Genomic DNA, 16,565 nt, shown 5'->3' with positions numbered 1-16,565 from the left:
GGCAAGGGGATTATTGACTTAATGGTAACCCATTAACTGAGCGCCTATCACCACGACGCTGGACATAATAAACAGCAGTCCAAGCAGTGTTGCACCCACTTTCAGCCAGTTACGGAAATCTACCCGGCAAACACCGAGCGTCGCCATTAACGAAGCCGAGGTCGGGTAAATGATATGGCTGAAGCCATCGCCAAACTGGAACGCCAGCACGGTAACCTGACGGTTAACGCCAACCAGATCGCCAAGCGGTGCCAGTAACGGCATGGTTAACGCTGCCTGACCAGAACCGGATGTCACAAAGAAATTGAATACCGCCTGGAAGAGCAGCATAAACCAGGCCGCGACCGCGTTATCCAGGCCGCTAATGGCATTGGCAATGCTATTGAGAATAGTATTCAGCACGCTGGCATCACCCGCTTCGCCATTGCCAACCAGCAGTAAAATCCCTTTGGCAAAACCGACCAGCAGTGCAGGAGCAATCATCATTCTCGCCCCTTCGGTAAATGACGAGGCCATGGTGTTAACGGTCATACCGTTAAGGCGGAAGGCAACGCCGATGATGCCAATCACCAGACCCATAGTGAAGAACTGGCTGGCAATCTCTGGAATAAACCAGGCGTTAACGATCACGCCCCAAATCACCCAGATCATGACGGCGGTCAGGACAATCAATATCAGCCAGTCACCGAAAGTGAACGGCCGCTGTTCAACATCAGCTTGTTTTTCGCGGAAGAAGCGATCGGAATCATGCACGCGTGACAACAAAGGATTCTTTTTCACCCGTGAGGCGTACACCATGGTAAAGATGAGGCCAATCAGAGTGGCGATAACCCACACCACAATGCGCAACCCGGAGCCGGAAAGGACAGGAACGCCAGCAATCCCCTGGGCGACAACCACGCAGAACGGGTTCATCCACGAGCTGGCAAAACCGATTTGCGTTGCGATGTAGGTTACCAGGACGGTGGTAATACTGTCGTAACCCAGGCGTACCATTAGTGGGGCAATGATGATGGCAAAGGCGACGGCCTCTTCCCCCATGCCAAATACCGCACCGCCGAGTGAAAAGAGAATAAACAGTGCCGGAATGAAAAGAATTTCATTCCCTCGAGTGTGGCGGATAAGCGCGAGAATCCCGTTATCAATGGTTCCTGTGCGCATCACGATACCAAACGCGCCGCCAATCACCAGCATAAACATGATGATGCCAACGGCTGTCCCATATTTCGAGCCAGAGGTTAGCCCTTCGAACGGGAAGTTCATCAAACCGGGGCGTTCATCTCCCGTCGTGAACAGTTGTACTCGGTGATACTCGGGTTCGCCTGCCTCGTTGGTCAGAATGCGAAATGAGTGAGGATCTACAACTTTGCGAGTCTTCGTCTGACCATCAACCTGATATTGCACTTCCTGACTGTCAAACATTCCCACCGGAACAACCCAGGTGGCGAGACTGGTTAAAATAGCAACAAAAAAGATAATCACCAACGTATCGGGCATTGCCCATCTTCTGGTTGGTTTGGATTCAGTTATTGCGGACATAGCGCAAATTTTCCCTTGCACAAGACAAAGTGGTAAGTATGCAAAGTGAGATGGCGCAATTCATTGATGCAGCGCAGTTAAGCAAGATAATCAGAAAGGAGTAATGCAAATTAAGAGAATAAAAAACCGGAAATAGTGACTATTTCCGGTTCAGATATCCGCAGCGCATGGCTGCGGATAATGACGAGATTACTGCTGCTGTGCAGACTGAATCGCGGTCAGTGCGATGGTATAGACGATATCGTCAACCAGTGCGCCACGGGACAGGTCGTTAACCGGCTTGCGCATACCCTGCAGCATCGGCCCGATGGAGATCAGGTCGGCAGAACGCTGTACCGCTTTGTAAGTGGTGTTACCGGTGTTCAGATCCGGGAAGATGAACACGGTAGCGCGACCTGCAACCGGAGAGTTCGGCGCTTTAGATTTCGCAACGTCAGCCATTACCGCAGCGTCGTACTGCAGAGGACCGTCGATCATCAGGTCAGGACGTTTTTCCTGAGCCAGACGAGTTGCTTCGCGAACTTTCTCTACGTCACTACCTGCACCAGAAGTACCGGTGGAGTAGGAGAGCATAGCCACGCGCGGTTCGATACCGAAAGCAGCGGCGGAATCAGCAGACTGAATTGCGATTTCAGCCAGTTGTTCTGCGGTCGGATCCGGGTTGATCGCGCAGTCACCGTAAACGTAAACCTGCTCCGGCAGCAGCATGAAGAACACGGAAGATACCAGAGAGCTGCCCGGTGCAGTTTTGATCAACTGCAGCGGCGGACGGATGGTGTTTGCGGTGGTGTGAACAGCACCGGAAACCAGACCATCAACTTCATCCTGTTCCAGCATCAGCGTGCCGAGAACCACGTTGTCTTCCAACTGTTCGCGTGCAACAGTTTCGGTCATGCCTTTGTTCTTACGCAGTTCGACCAGACGAGCAACATAGTTTTCGCGAACCACTTCTGGATCAACGATTTCAATGCCTGCGCCCAGTTCTACGCCCTGAGACGCTGCAACGCGGTTGATCTCTGCCGGGTTACCCAGCAGTACGCACGTTGCGATACCACGTTCGGCACAGATAGCGGCTGCTTTAACGGTACGCGGTTCGTCGCCTTCCGGCAGAACGATACGTTTGCCTGCTTTGCGTGCCAGTTCGGTCAGTTGATAACGGAACGCTGGCGGAGACAGACGACGGCTGCGTTCGGAAGTTGCAGTCAGGGAATCGATCCAGTCAGCGTTGATGTAGTTAGCAACGTATTCCTGAACTTTCTCGATGCGCTCGTGATCGTCAACCGGAACTTCCAGGTTGAAGCTTTGCAGGCTCAGAGAGGTTTGCCAGGTGTTGGTGTTCACCATGAATACCGGCAGGCCGGTAGCGAAAGCACGTTCGCACAGTTTAGAAATGCGCGCGTCCATTTCATAGCCGCCAGTCAGCAGCAGAGCACCGATTTCTACGCCGTTCATTGCAGCCAGACAAGCGGCAACCAGTACGTCAGGACGGTCTGCGGAAGTCACCAGCAGAGAGCCGGCACGGAAGTGCTCCAGCATGTGCGGAATGCTGCGTGCGCAGAAAGTCACAGATTTCACGCGGCGAGTGTTGATGTCGCCTTCGTTGATGATGGTGGCGTTCAGGTGGCGTGCCATATCGATCGCACGAGTTGCGATCAGATCAAAGCTCCACGGCACAGCGCCGAGAACCGGCAGCGGGCTGGAGTCTTGCAGCTTCGCCGGATCAACATTGTTGACTTTCGCTTTGGAAGAGTCATCGAAAATCTCAGACAGATCCGGGCGAGTACGACCCTGCTCATCAACCGGAGCATTCAGTTTGTTAACGATAACGCCAGTGATATTGGTGTTTTTTGCACCGCCGAAGCTGTTGCGAGTCAGTTCGATACGCTCTTTCAACTGCTCCGGGGTATCAGTGCCCTGAGACATAACGAAGACGATTTCCGCGTTCAGCGTTTTGGCGATTTCGTAGTTCAGAGACTGGGCAAACTGGTGCTTACGTGTCGGGACCAGACCTTCAACCAGAACCACTTCGGCATCTTTGGTGTTGGCGTGGTAGTTCGCGACGATCTCTTCCATCAGCACATCTTTCTTATTGCTGGAAAGCAGACCTTCAACGTAACTCATTTTCAGCGGTTCAGCGGCTGTCGTGGTGGAAGAACTCGCACGCACGATAGTCGTTGTCTGATCGGGCGCATCGCCACCGGTACGCGGCTGAGCGATAGGTTTAAAAACGCTCAGACGAACGCCTTTGCGTTCCATTGCACGGATCACGCCAAGACTGACGCTGGTCAGACCGACGCTGGTTCCGGTAGGGATCAGCATAATAATACGGGACACGGTTTATCCTCTTTCGTTACCGCCAGTTTGGCGGGTTACAAAACAGCACCGCCAGCAGGGCTGGCGGTGTGGAATCAGGCGGTCAGGCGGCAGGCGTCTTGCGCGATAACCAGCTCTTCGTTGGTCGGGATCACAACAGCAGGGCGGGTGCCTTCTTTGTTGATGAAACCAGATTTGCCGAAACGTGCAGCCAGGTTGCGTTCATGATCAACCTCAAAGCCCAGCACGCCCAGTTTGCCCAGAGACAGTTCACGAACCATCGCGGCATTTTCACCGATACCACCGGTGAATACAACTGCGTCCAGACGACCATCCATCAGCGCAGTGTATGCACCGATGTACTTCGCCAGGCGATGGCAGTAAACGTCCATTGCGCGCTTCGCGTCTTCTTTCGTCGCGTAGTTGTCTTCAACATAGCGGCAATCGCTGGTTACTTCGGTCAGACCTAGCAGGCCAGACTCTTTGGTCAGCATTTTGTTGATTGCGTCAACGCTCATGCCGAGGGTGTCGTGCAGGTGGAAGATGATAGCCGGGTCGATATCGCCAGAGCGAGTACCCATTACCAGACCTTCCAGCGGGGTCAGACCCATAGAGGTGTCAACGCATTTGCCGTTGCGGATAGCAGAAACGGAACCACCGTTGCCCAGGTGGCAGGTGATGATGTTCAGCTCTTCTACCGGTTTGTTCAGCATTTTCGCCGCTTCCTGGGTTACATAGAAGTGGCTGGTGCCGTGTGCGCCGTAACGACGAATGCCGTGCTCTTTGTACAGGTTGTACGGCAGGGCGTAGAGGTAAGACTCTTCCGGCATAGTCTGGTGGAACGCGGTGTCGAACACAGCAACGTTTTTGTCTTTCAGTTGCGGGAAAGATTTCAGTGCTTCTTCGATACCAATCAGGTGAGCCGGGTTGTGCAGCGGTGCAAAAGAAGCTGCATCTTTGATACCCTGAATAACAGACTCATCGATCACTACGGAGCTGGTATACTTCTCGCCGCCGTGTACGATACGGTGACCGATAGCAGTCAGTTGCGCAGAAAGTTCTGGTTTTTGTGCCAGAATAGTATTAACGATAAAGTTGAGCGCTTCGCTGTGAGCGGCGCCTGCACCTAGAGCCGCTTCTTGTTTATTGCCGTCCATTTTCCATTTGATGCGTGCTTCGGGCAGGTGAAAACATTCGGCTAAACCAGAAAGGTACTCTTCACCATTTACTGCATCGATGATTGCAAATTTCAGTGAAGAACTACCGCAGTTCAGAACCAGTACTAACTTACTCGACATGGAAGTACCTATAATTGATACGTGGCTAAAAAAACGTCAGGGAGCCATAGAGCGTAGCGCATGATGACGCTGACATTTATGATTAACATCATGCACTGCAAATTTTTTTTGCATGATGGAATAAATATCTTGAGTCTATGCCATTTTGCGTAATTTTCAGCCAATGGCATAATGTATATGAATTTGACGACTCAATGAATATGTACTACTTAGGCCTTCAGGCCGCTAAAGGATACCTGATAGTGGGTATGGAAGACAAAATGTTTTGAACGTTGTCCCGCTGAGTTGTGAATTTGCACAAATTTTTGAATATTTATATGTGAAGTTGAGGTGAAGCATGTCAACGCCGGATAATCGTTCTGTTAATTTTTTTAGTTTGTTCCGCCGGGGACAGCACTACTCAAAGACGTGGCCGCTGGAAAAACGCCTTGCCCCGGTGTTTGTTGAAAATCGCGTTATTAAGATGACGCGTTATGCGATCCGCTTTATGCCGCCGATCGCCGTATTTACTCTCTGCTGGCAGATTGCGCTGGGCGGTCAGCTTGGTCCGGCAGTTGCTACAGCATTGTTCGCTCTGAGTTTACCGATGCAGGGATTGTGGTGGTTGGGCAAGCGTTCCGTTACGCCATTACCGCCAGCGATCCTGAGTTGGTTTTATGAAGTTCGCGGTAAATTGCAGGAAGCCGGGCAAGCGTTAGCACCGGTAGAAGGCAAGCCTGACTATCAGGCATTAGCTGACACGCTTAAGCGCGCCTTCAAACAACTGGATAAAACTTTCCTTGATGATTTGTAATTGATCCCTGATTACGCATATAAAAGAAGGCAGACATCGGCCTTCTTTTTTTTCACCGTAGTAAAGTGATACAGGAGTCAACAATGGAAATGACCAACGCGCAACGTCTTATTTTGTCTAACCAGTACAAAATGATGACTATGCTCGATCCGGCAAATGCTGAACGTTACCGTCGCTTGCAAACAATCATTGAGCGTGGCTATGGGTTACAGATGCGCGAGCTGGATCGCGAGTTTGGCGAGCTGAAAGAAGAAACCTGCCGCACTATCATCGACATTATGGAGATGTATCACGCGCTGCATGTTTCCTGGTCTAATTTGCAGGATCAGCAAGCTATCGATGAACGCCGTGTCACTTTCCTCGGCTTCGACGCCGCTACTGAAGCGCGTTATCTCGGTTATGTACGCTTTATGGTTAATGTCGAAGGGCGTTACACGCATTTTGACGCCGGAACTCATGGCTTTAATGCCCAGACACCAATGTGGGAGAAATATCAGCGCATGTTGAACGTCTGGCATTCCTGCCCGCGTCAGTATCATTTGAGTACCAACGAAATTAATCAAATCATTAACGCCTGAGGAGGCCTGCGTGCGGTGCAAAGGTTTTCTGTTTGATCTTGATGGTACGTTAGTGGACTCCCTGCCTGCGGTAGAGCGGGCGTGGAGCAACTGGGCGAAACAGCATGGGCTAACGCCGGAAGAGGTGCTTGCTTTTATTCACGGTAAACAGGCAATAACGTCTCTGCGTCACTTTATGGCGGGGAAAACCGAGGCAGAAATTGCCGCCGAGTTTACGCGTCTGGAACAAATCGAGGCCACGGAAACCGAAGGCATTACCGCGCTCCCGGGGGCGATAGCTTTACTCAATCATTTGAATAAAGCGGGTATTCCGTGGGCAATTGTCACTTCAGGTTCTATGCCAGTTGCGCGAGCGCGCCATAAAGTGGCCGGACTTCCTGCGCCGGAGGTGTTTGTTACCGCTGAACGGGTTAAGCGTGGAAAACCTGAGCCGGATGCGTATCTGTTAGGCGCGCAACTGCTGGGGCTTGCGCCGCAGGAATGCGTGGTAGTGGAAGATGCTCCCGCTGGCTTGCTTTCTGGTCTGGCGGCAGGTTGCCATGTTATTGCTGTTAATGCACCGGCAGACACCCCGCGTCTGAATGAGGTAGATTTGATCCTTCATAGTCTGGAGCAAATTACCGTGACCAAACAGCCAAATGGTGACGTTATTATTGCGTGAAACGCCAGATCATGATTTAGCCCCGTCCCGACGGGGCTTTTTTGTGGCAGAATCAAACCATCCCCCTCAATTAACAAGGATATGTTGTGAACGGTGAATTGATTTGGGTTCTCTCATTGCTGGCGATTGCGATAGTCTTGTTTGCGACGGGCAGAGTGCGTATGGATGCTGTCGCTTTGTTTGTCATTGTCGCGTTTGCATTAAGCGGTACGCTGACTATCACCGAAGTCTTTTCCGGCTTTTCCGATCCTAACGTTGTGCTGATCGCCGCCCTGTTTATTATTGGCGATGGTTTAGTTCGTACAGGCGTTGCAACCGTGATGGGGACATGGCTGGTCAAAGTTGCGGGCAGCAGTGAAATCAAAATGTTGGTTTTACTGATGCTGACAGTTGCCGGTCTTGGCGCGTTTATGAGTTCAACCGGCGTCGTCGCTATCTTTATTCCTGTTGTGTTAAGTGTTGCTATGCGTATGCAGACGTCGCCGTCGCGCCTGATGATGCCATTGAGTTTTGCCGGACTGATAAGCGGCATGATGACGCTGGTGGCGACGCCGCCTAACCTGGTGGTGAACAGTGAGCTGCTACGTGAAGGCTATCATGGTTTCAGTTTCTTTAGCGTAACCCCTATCGGCCTGGTCGTATTGGTACTTGGCATTTTATACATGCTAGTGATGCGCTTTATGCTAAAAGGGGATACCCAGGCTCCGCAGCGCGAAGGCTGGACGCGTCGCACCTTCCGCGATCTCATTCGTGAATACCGTCTTACCGGGCGTGCGCGTCGTCTGGCTATTCGTCCCGGTTCACCGATGATTGGCCAACGACTGGACGATCTCAAATTGCGTGAACGTTATGGCGCAAACGTCATTGGTGTTGAACGCTGGCGGCGTTTTCGTCGCGTTATCGTGAACGTGAACGGGGTGTCTGAATTCCGCGCGCGTGACGTTTTGCTTATTGATATGTCTGCGGCTGACGTCGATCTCCGTCAATTTTGTAGTGAACAATTGCTGGAGCCGATGGTTTTGCGCGGCGAGTATTTTTCCGATCAGGCTCTTGATGTCGGTATGGCAGAAATTTCATTAATTCCCGAGTCAGAGCTTATTGGCAAATCGGTGCGTGAAATTGGCTTTCGTACCCGCTACGGACTAAATGTGGTGGGGCTGAAACGCAACGGTGTGGCGCTGGAAGGTTCGCTGGCGGATGAGCCTCTGCTGTTGGGTGACATTATTCTGGTGGTCGGTAACTGGAAGCTTATCGGTATGTTGGCAAAACAAGGCCGCGACTTTGTGGCGTTAAACTTACCGGAAGAGGTGAGTGAAGCATCGCCCGCTCACAGTCAGGCACCCCATGCCATTTTCTGTCTGGTGTTGATGGTGGCGTTAATGTTGACCGATGAAATTCCTAATCCTGTTGCGGCTATCATTGCCTGCCTGCTGATGGGCAAATTCCGCTGTATCGATGCTGAAAGTGCCTATAAGTCTATTCACTGGCCGAGCATTATTTTGATCGTTGGGATGATGCCGTTTGCTGTGGCATTGCAAAAAACCGGTGGCGTCGCGCTGGCGGTGAAAGGATTAATGGATATTGGCGGTGGTTACGGGCCGCATATGATGCTGGTCTGTTTGTTTGTCTTGTCGGCGGTTATAGGCTTGTTTATCTCTAACACTGCGACGGCGGTGTTGATGGCCCCGATTGCGCTGGCTGCTGCCAAAACTATGGGCGTATCGCCTTACCCTTTTGCCATGGTAGTGGCGATGGCAGCATCCGCTGCCTTTATGACACCAGTCTCTTCACCCGTTAACACATTGGTTTTAGGGCCGGGGAATTACAGCTTCAGTGATTTTGTGAAGCTGGGGGTTCCGTTTACCATTATTGTGATGGCGGTTTGCGTGGTGATGATCCCGATGCTGTTTCCGTTTTGACGAGCTCCTGATGTCGCCACCGACGTAGGCCTGATGCGACGCTGGCGCGTCTTATCAGGCCTACGTCGGCTTACAGCGGTGAATCCTGGCTAATCTCATCGAGAGACAGATGGAAGCTGGGAACAAACACTTCCATAAAGTAGTCCATCTCCTGACTGCGGCGTGATTCAAGCGTCGTTTCCAGCCGCGTTTTTGCCAGTAAGAACTCATTATTGCCGGCTGCGAGTTCTTCCAGGCATTTCAGATACGCACACAGCGCATCTGCCTGTTTAACCAGCGACTTTTCTTCATCGCTATACGCATGTTCATCGATTAATGGTGCAAAAATATCCCGCAACTCCTCCGGAACCATATCGACCAGTTTTTGCTGAGCGATTTTCTCAATGGCTTTATATTCCTGGGCGATTTGCGAGTTGAAGTATTTCACCGGAGTAGGAAGATCACCAGTGAGCACTTCAGAGGCATCGTGGTACATCGCCAGCAACGCGATACGTTCTTCATTAACCTGGCCGCCAAATTTGCGATTCTTGATGGCTGCCAGCGCATGGGCGACCATCGCTACCTGCAAACTGTGTTCGGACACATTTTCAGTCCGCACGTTACGCATCAACGGCCAGCGGTTAATGAGCTTCAGGCGGGAGAGGTGGGCAAAAAAATGGCTCTGTTTCATAGCGACCTTACGAGTGATGGCATCATGAGGTCATTGTGGGGGGATAACACTGCCGGATGCAATCTCCGGCAGTGAATTTAAGATTACAACTGATGATAACCAGAAAGGAAACGAGCGAACTTGCTCAAGGACAGTTCGATATCATCAACACGCGGCAGCGTGACAATGCGGAAGTGATCCGGCCACGGCCAGTTAAATGCGGTTCCCTGTACCAGCAGAACTTTTTCCTGCAACAGGAAATCCAGCACCATTTTCTGGTCGTCGTGAATATTAAAGCGTTTGGCGTCTATTTTCGGGAACATGTATAGCGCGCCGCGAGGTTTTACGCAGGAAACGCCAGGAATATCATTAATCAACTCCCACGCACGGTTACGCTGCTCGTAAAGACGCCCGCCCGGCATGATAAACTCGCTGATGCTCTGATAGCCGCCCAGCGCTGTCTGTATCGCGTGTTGCGCGGGAACGTTGGCGCACAGCCGCATTGAGGCCAGCATTTCCAGACCTTCGATATAACCTTTGGCGTGTTTTTTCGGCCCGTTCAGCACCATCCAGCCCTGGCGGAATCCCGCAACACGATACGTTTTCGACAGCCCGTTAAAGGTAATGGTCAGCAGGTCAGGAGCCAACGGCGCGATCGAGTGATGCTCGGCGTCGTCGTAGAGGATTTTATCGTAAATTTCATCAGCGAAGATAATGAGGTTATGCTGACGCGCAATCTCCACAATCTCCATTAATAGCTCTTTGGAATAAACCGCGCCTGTTGGGTTGTTCGGGTTGATAATAACAATGCCGCGCGTGCGTGGCGTAATTTTGGCGCGAATGTCATCGAGATCCGGGAACCAGTCAGAGGATTCATCGCAAAGATAGTGCACCGCTTTACCGCCTGAGAGCGAAACTGCCGCTGTCCATAGCGGGTAATCAGGTGCAGGAACCAACATCTCATCCCCACTGTTCAGCAATGCTTGCATTGCCTGAACGATAAGCTCCGATACACCATTTCCGATGTAAATATCTTCCACGGTAACATCACGCATGCCACGTGCCTGGTAATGCTGCATGATAGCCTTACGCGCAGAATAGAGGCCTTTTGAATCGCAATAACCCTGAGCTGTCGGGAGGTTGCGTATCACGTCAACCAGAATCTCATCGGGAGCGTCAAAACCGAACGGGGCTGGGTTGCCGATGTTCAGTTTCAATACCTTATTACCTTCTTCTTCCAGGCGTTTTGCTTCTTTCAGCACCGGACCACGGATGTCATAACAGACATTCTCTAATTTGCTGGATTTTTCAATGGGTGACATGAATCTTGACCTTTTTTGCTGTTATCGCCACTCCCTGCCGTGGAAGTCAGCTTAGAACAATGTACTCCCCCGAGGCGGCGTTTTGAAGTTCTGCAGAACAAGATTTTGCCAGGAGAGAAAGCGGAATTGTGCTGTTAATAACTTAATAATCGTTAAATAATAAGATGCATATACTTAATAAATGAGATTTAGTAGTGATTTATTCTGTGTATTAATTCAGGATGTGGTTTTTTTACCTGTTAGATAAATGTGTAAAATTTCTTCGGTTTAAGAAATCACGAACATAAAGCATTCATGATATTTTCGTTATAAGTGAAACATTAACAGAGTAGTGATCGCCGGTGGGGCATATAGGTGGTGACGGAGGAAATTATTGTTAAGAGGAATTAATGTATGCAGGTGGTGCTAATTAATTATTATTTAATATTCAAAAAGACTTTGTTGTGCATATTAATAATAGAAGATTACTTTGCCTAACATAACATAACTTTGCATCAGATAATTCGCAATGACCCTTATAAATAAAAGGTTTTTAGGGTAAAATGCTTGCTTTAATGACGGAACACCTGCTTTGATGCAGGCTTACTCTCGCTATTTGTTCGCGCTCATGTTCGAGCCGCACCGTTGCGAGAGAGTGGAGCAAGGACCAACATTTACATTTACACAAACTCGCGCATGTCATAAATAGAAAAGAGTGAGTAACTTAATAGATATGCGATTCCTGAAGATATATTCTGTGATCTACTTCAGGCATTATAACGGAACAATGTGAGCCACATTTTTTAGTGCAACTCATATGCATTTTTACTTTCGTCCGGGTTCCGGATGAAACTGCCAGGGAGGCACATTACAAATGGAATTGCTTGTTTGTGTGTGCACAGCATTAACCAGCTCAGTATGAGCCGCCAGTAAGTGATAATATATGATAAGTGCAAATCGTCCGATAATTAACCTCGACCTCGATCTGCTGAGAACATTTGTTGCTGTTGCCGATCTGAACACTTTTGCTGCCGCAGCTTCCGCTGTGTGTCGTACTCAGTCCGCTGTTAGTCAGCAAATGCAACGTCTGGAACAACTCGTTGGGAAAGAACTGTTCGCTCGGCATGGTCGCAACAAACTGTTGACTGAACATGGTATTCAGCTTCTTGGCTACGCCAGGAAAATCCTGCGTTTCAATGATGAGGCTTGCTCATCATTGATGTTCAGTAATCTTCAGGGCGTGTTAACTATCGGTGCTTCAGATGAATCTGCTGATACGATCTTACCTTTCCTGCTCAATCGCGTAAGCTCGGTTTATCCGAAACTTGCGCTGGATGTCCGCGTTAAGCGCAATGCCTATATGGCAGAAATGCTGAAGTCCCAGGAAGTGGATTTAATGGTTACCACTCATCGTCCTGATACCTTTAAGGCGTTGAATCTGCGTACTTCTCCAACACACTGGTATTGCGCTGCGGAATATGTATTGCAAAAAGGTGAACCGATCCCTCTTGTGCTGCTGGATGATCCTAGTCCGTTCCGTGACATGGTTCTGGCAACGCTCAATAAAGCGGATATTCCCTGGCGTCTGGCTTATGTCGCCTCTACGCTACCGGCGGTTCGTGCTGCAGTAAAAGCGGGCCTTGGTGTGACGGCAAGACCGGTTGAGATGATGAGTCCTGACCTGCGCGTTTTGAGTGCGGTAGATGGTTTACCACCACTACCAGATACCGAATATTTGCTGTGCTATGATCCGTCCTGCGACAATGAGTTGGCGCAGGTGATATACCAGGCTATGGAGAGTTATCACAACCCGTGGCAATACAACCCGTTGACTGCTCAGGAAGGGGACGATTCCCTGTTGATTGAAGGGGATTACGAATAATCTCCAGGCAATAACAATTCAGTAAAAAACGCCATTGGTGATTAATAAAACGCCAGTGGCTTTTTTTTACAATAAAACCTTACGAATGTTCCCGACAACGAACAAAAATGTTCATTTTTCAATCACCAGCCATTCCCCACGCTAACGAACAAAAAATCGCCTGAAAAAAATCTCCTGCTACAATAATGTTAAAAAATGAGTAAAATTATTGCTGTGTTTTTGTTATGGATTAACAAAAGCGTGTCACAGATCAAGAAAATACTCTCTTTTGGGGGGAGGAATCGTCACCAATTCCTGTCAAAATAGGCCCGTATTTTTTCCATTGCTTCACAACGGACACGATTCAACAACATCTAATTTTCCTGGAGTTGTCAACAATCTGGGGTTAAAGGCATTAAATGCAAAAGTTGTTGATATCATGTAAATTAATGTGAAGAAACCTTTGTTAAAGTTGACAAAAGGTTATAGAAAGGAGTAAAAGACCACATCAATTAGCTGTATAAAATAGTTTCTACAGCGATTGTAAGGTTTTTTTTATTCCTCCCCATGAATCGATGTGGCGTCCATCTGCCGTGAAGAGCAGTGAATCTGGCGCTACTTTTGATGAGTAAGCAATGAGTATGTCAACATCCACTGAAGTCATCGCTCATCACTGGGCATTCGCTATCTTTCTTATCGTTGCCATTGGCCTGTGTTGCCTGATGTTGATTGGCGGTTGGTTTTTAGGCGGTCGCGCGCGCGCGAGGTCAAAAAACGTGCCGTTTGAATCAGGTATCGACTCGGTCGGCTCCGCCCGCTTACGCCTGTCTGCCAAGTTTTATCTGGTGGCCATGTTCTTCGTTATCTTCGACGTTGAAGCGCTGTATCTGTTCGCATGGTCAACTTCCATTCGCGAAAGCGGCTGGATTGGCTTTGTAGAAGCGGCAATTTTTATTTTTGTGTTACTGGCAGGTCTGGTTTATCTGGTGCGTATTGGCGCGCTGGACTGGACGCCCGCGCGTTCACGCCGCGAGCGTGTGAACCCGGAAACGAACAGTATCGCTAATCGTCAACGCTAACCGCGAGGCATTAAGATGGATTATACGCTCACCCGCATAGATCCCAACGGTGAGAACGACCGTTACCCCCTGCAAAAGCAGGAGATCGTAACCGACCCTCTGGAGCAAGAAGTTAATAAAAACGTGTTTATGGGCAAGCTCAATGACATGGTTAACTGGGGTCGTAAAAACTCAATTTGGCCGTATAACTTCGGTCTTTCCTGCTGTTACGTTGAGATGGTGACCTCGTTTACCGCGGTTCATGACGTGGCGCGTTTTGGCGCAGAAGTATTGCGTGCTTCGCCGCGTCAGGCTGACCTGATGGTGGTGGCTGGAACCTGTTTTACCAAAATGGCGCCAGTTATTCAGCGTCTCTATGACCAGATGCTGGAGCCGAAGTGGGTTATCTCCATGGGCGCATGTGCGAACTCCGGCGGTATGTACGATATTTATTCCGTTGTGCAGGGTGTTGATAAATTCATTCCGGTTGATGTGTATATCCCGGGTTGCCCGCCGCGTCCTGAAGCGTACATGCAGGCACTGATGCTATTGCAGGAATCTATCGGCAAAGAACGTCGCCCGCTCTCCTGGGTGGTTGGCGATCAGGGCGTATATCGCGCCAATATGCAATCAGAGCGCGAACGCAAGCGCGGTGAACGCATTGCCGTTACCAACCTGCGCACACCTGACGAGATTTAATTTGCGCCTGTCGGCAAAGGCATTTTTCTTCGCTTATTCCTAAATCTATTTCGCGAAGTTAACTACGCCGACAGTCACCACGGACCATATGCAATGGTGAACAATATGACCGACTTAACCGCGCAAGAACCCGCCTGGCAGACCCGTGATCATCTTGATGATCCGGTGATTGGCGAACTGCGCAACCGTTTTGGGCCGGATGCCTTTACTGTTCAGGCGACTCGCACCGGGGTTCCCGTTGTGTGGATCAAGCGTGAACAATTACTGGAAATTGGCGATTTCTTAAAGAAACTGCCGAAACCTTACGTCATGCTGTTTGACTTACACGGCATGGACGAGCGTTTGCGCACACACCGCGAAGGGTTACCTGCCGCCGATTTTTCCGTTTTCTACCATCTGATTTCGATCGATCGCAACCGCGACATCATGCTAAAGGTGGCGCTGGCAGAAAACGATCTACATGTGCCGACTTTTACCAAACTGTTCCCGAACGCCAACTGGTATGAGCGCGAAACCTGGGATCTGTTTGGCATTACTTTCGACGGTCACCCGAACTTGCGTCGCATCATGATGCCGCAAACCTGGAAAGGTCACCCGCTGCGTAAAGATTACCCGGCGCGTGCTACCGAATTCTCGCCGTTTGAGCTGACCAAAGCCAAACAGGATCTGGAGATGGAAGCCCTGACCTTCAAACCGGAAGAGTGGGGGATGAAGCGCGGCACCGAAAACGAGGACTTCATGTTCCTCAACCTCGGTCCGAACCACCCGTCGGCGCACGGGGCTTTCCGTATCGTTCTGCAGCTCGATGGTGAAGAGATTGTCGACTGCGTACCAGACATCGGCTATCACCACCGTGGCGCGGAGAAAATGGGCGAACGCCAGTCCTGGCATAGTTACATACCGTACACCGACCGTATCGAATACCTCGGCGGTTGCGTTAACGAAATGCCATACGTGCTGGCGGTAGAAAAACTGGCCGGGATCACCGTGCCGGATCGCGTTAACGTAATCCGCGTAATGCTTTCCGAATTGTTCCGCATCAATAGCCACCTGCTGTATATCTCCACCTTTATTCAGGACGTCGGTGCAATGACGCCAGTGTTCTTTGCCTTTACCGATCGTCAGAAAATCTACGATCTGGTGGAAGCAATCACTGGTTTCCGTATGCATCCGGCGTGGTTCCGTATTGGCGGTGTGGCGCATGACCTGCCGCGAGGCTGGGATCGCTTGCTGCGTGAGTTCCTTGACTGGATGCCGAAACGTCTGGCTTCTTACGAGAAAGCCGCGCTGCGTAACACCATCCTGATTGGCCGTTCCAAAGGCGTTGCCGCCTACGGCGCGAAAGAGGCGCTGGAGTGGGGCACCACAGGTGCTGGCTTGCGTGCCACCGGGATCGACTTCGACGTGCGTAAGGCGCGTCCTTATTCTGGCTATGAAAACTTCGACTTTGAAATCCCGGTCGGTGGTGGCGTTTCTGACTGCTACACCCGCGTAATGCTGAAAGTGGAAGAGCTGCGCCAGAGTCTGCGCATTCTTGAGCAGTGCCTCAACAACATGCCGGAAGGCCCGTTCAAAGCGGATCACCCGCTGACTACGCCGCCGCCGAAAGAGCGCACGCTGCAACATATCGAAACCCTGATCACCCACTTCCTGCAAGTGTCGTGGGGGCCGGTGATGCCTGCCAATGAGTCCTTCCAGATGATTGAGGCGACCAAAGGGATCAACAGTTACTACCTGACCAGTGACGGTAGCACCATGAGTTATCGCACCCGTATCCGCACCCCGAGTTATGCGCATTTGCAGCAAATTCCGGCGGCGATCCGCGGCAGCCTGGTGTCTGACCTGATTGTTTATCTGGGCAGTATCGATTTTGTTATGTCAGATGTGGACCGCTAA

Annotated in this window: 13 protein-coding genes; 8 read left to right on the top strand and 5 right to left on the bottom strand. The window is 50.4% G+C overall.

All coding sequences use genetic code 11. The features are described 5' to 3' along the window. Positions 1-18 precede the first annotated feature (18 nt). From yfcC to ackA, 3 genes are all read right to left on the bottom strand, one after another. Positions 19-1,539 (bottom strand): putative basic amino acid antiporter YfcC, encoded by a 1,521-nt coding sequence (yfcC, locus tag A1WG_RS19350; RefSeq protein ID WP_032159403.1) that lies wholly within the window; start codon positions 1,537-1,539, stop codon positions 19-21. A 189-nt stretch (positions 1,540-1,728) separates the two neighbouring features. Next, on the bottom strand, positions 1,729-3,873 hold the full coding sequence (gene pta, locus A1WG_RS19355; RefSeq protein WP_000086737.1) for a phosphate acetyltransferase: 2,145 nt from the start codon (positions 3,871-3,873) through the stop codon (positions 1,729-1,731). Between the two features lie 74 nt (positions 3,874-3,947). Beyond that, on the bottom strand, positions 3,948-5,150 hold the full coding sequence (gene ackA / locus A1WG_RS19360) for an acetate kinase (protein ID WP_000095712.1): 1,203 nt from the start codon (positions 5,148-5,150) through the stop codon (positions 3,948-3,950). 337 nt (positions 5,151-5,487) lie between these two features. Between ackA and yfbV the strand changes: the two genes are divergently transcribed. The 4 genes from yfbV (at position 5,488) to A1WG_RS19380 (ending at position 9,101) form a co-directional block, all read left to right on the top strand. Further along, complete coding sequence (yfbV, locus tag A1WG_RS19365) at positions 5,488-5,943, top strand: terminus macrodomain insulation protein YfbV (RefSeq protein ID WP_000106629.1); 456 nt, start codon at positions 5,488-5,490, stop codon at positions 5,941-5,943. 83 nt (positions 5,944-6,026) lie between these two features. Next, positions 6,027-6,521 carry a YfbU family protein gene (locus tag A1WG_RS19370; protein WP_000426118.1) on the top strand — a complete coding sequence of 165 codons (495 nt, stop codon included), beginning with the start codon at positions 6,027-6,029 and terminating at the stop codon, positions 6,519-6,521. Positions 6,522-6,531: 10 nt separating this feature from the next. Then, positions 6,532-7,182, top strand: a complete 651-nt coding sequence (gene hxpA, locus A1WG_RS19375) for a hexitol phosphatase HxpA (RefSeq protein WP_001516781.1) — start codon at positions 6,532-6,534, stop codon at positions 7,180-7,182. 86 nt (positions 7,183-7,268) lie between these two features. Beyond that, the gene (locus A1WG_RS19380) at positions 7,269-9,101 is read left to right on the top strand and encodes an SLC13 family permease (RefSeq protein ID WP_001012850.1); all 1,833 of its coding nucleotides are present in this window, start codon (positions 7,269-7,271) and stop codon (positions 9,099-9,101) included. Between the two features lie 70 nt (positions 9,102-9,171). Here the strand turns inward: A1WG_RS19380 and yfbR are convergent, their stop codons facing one another. Then, the gene (gene yfbR / locus A1WG_RS19385) at positions 9,172-9,771 is read right to left on the bottom strand and encodes a 5'-deoxynucleotidase (protein ID WP_000813873.1); all 600 of its coding nucleotides are present in this window, start codon (positions 9,769-9,771) and stop codon (positions 9,172-9,174) included. A gap of 83 nt (positions 9,772-9,854) precedes the next feature. Further along, positions 9,855-11,072, bottom strand: coding sequence for an alanine transaminase AlaA (gene alaA, locus A1WG_RS19390; protein WP_000074519.1), 1,218 nt, complete (start codon positions 11,070-11,072; stop codon positions 9,855-9,857). Positions 11,073-11,994: 922 nt separating this feature from the next. On the opposite strand from alaA, the gene lrhA reads away from it, so the two are divergent. The 4 genes from lrhA to nuoC all read left to right on the top strand — a co-directional run bounded on the left by lrhA (position 11,995) and on the right by nuoC (position 16,565). Beyond that, positions 11,995-12,933, top strand: coding sequence for a transcriptional regulator LrhA (gene lrhA / locus A1WG_RS19395; protein WP_001516780.1), 939 nt, complete (start codon positions 11,995-11,997; stop codon positions 12,931-12,933). A gap of 614 nt (positions 12,934-13,547) precedes the next feature. Further along, entirely contained in the window at positions 13,548-13,991 is a 444-nt protein-coding gene (gene nuoA, locus A1WG_RS19400) for an NADH-quinone oxidoreductase subunit NuoA (RefSeq protein WP_000062991.1), read from the top strand. Positions 13,992-14,006: 15 nt separating this feature from the next. After that, a complete protein-coding gene (gene nuoB / locus A1WG_RS19405; protein ID WP_000386733.1) occupies positions 14,007-14,669 on the top strand; it encodes an NADH-quinone oxidoreductase subunit NuoB in 663 nt (220 codons plus the stop codon). A gap of 93 nt (positions 14,670-14,762) precedes the next feature. After that, positions 14,763-16,565 carry an NADH-quinone oxidoreductase subunit C/D gene (gene nuoC, locus A1WG_RS19410; protein WP_000247865.1) on the top strand — a complete coding sequence of 601 codons (1,803 nt, stop codon included), beginning with the start codon at positions 14,763-14,765 and terminating at the stop codon, positions 16,563-16,565.

The organism is Escherichia sp. KTE96 (assembly GCF_000408525.1).
GTDB lineage: Bacteria > Pseudomonadota > Gammaproteobacteria > Enterobacterales > Enterobacteriaceae > Escherichia > Escherichia marmotae.
Note: the sequence above shows the minus strand (reverse complement) of the source record. Positions and strands in the feature narration are given on the sequence as shown.

Coding starts and splice junctions, on each gene's coding strand:
- yfcC (WP_032159403.1), bottom strand. CDS start 1,539: ATGTCCGCAATAACTGAATCCAAACCAACCAGAAGATGGGCAATGCCC.
- ackA (WP_000095712.1), bottom strand. CDS start 5,150: ATGTCGAGTAAGTTAGTACTGGTTCTGAACTGCGGTAGTTCTTCACTG.
- yfbV (WP_000106629.1), top strand. CDS start 5,488: ATGTCAACGCCGGATAATCGTTCTGTTAATTTTTTTAGTTTGTTCCGC.
- A1WG_RS19370 (WP_000426118.1), top strand. CDS start 6,027: ATGGAAATGACCAACGCGCAACGTCTTATTTTGTCTAACCAGTACAAA.
- yfbR (WP_000813873.1), bottom strand. CDS start 9,771: ATGAAACAGAGCCATTTTTTTGCCCACCTCTCCCGCCTGAAGCTCATT.
- alaA (WP_000074519.1), bottom strand. CDS start 11,072: ATGTCACCCATTGAAAAATCCAGCAAATTAGAGAATGTCTGTTATGAC.
- lrhA (WP_001516780.1), top strand. CDS start 11,995: ATGATAAGTGCAAATCGTCCGATAATTAACCTCGACCTCGATCTGCTG.
- nuoA (WP_000062991.1), top strand. CDS start 13,548: ATGAGTATGTCAACATCCACTGAAGTCATCGCTCATCACTGGGCATTC.
- nuoB (WP_000386733.1), top strand. CDS start 14,007: ATGGATTATACGCTCACCCGCATAGATCCCAACGGTGAGAACGACCGT.
- nuoC (WP_000247865.1), top strand. CDS start 14,763: ATGGTGAACAATATGACCGACTTAACCGCGCAAGAACCCGCCTGGCAG.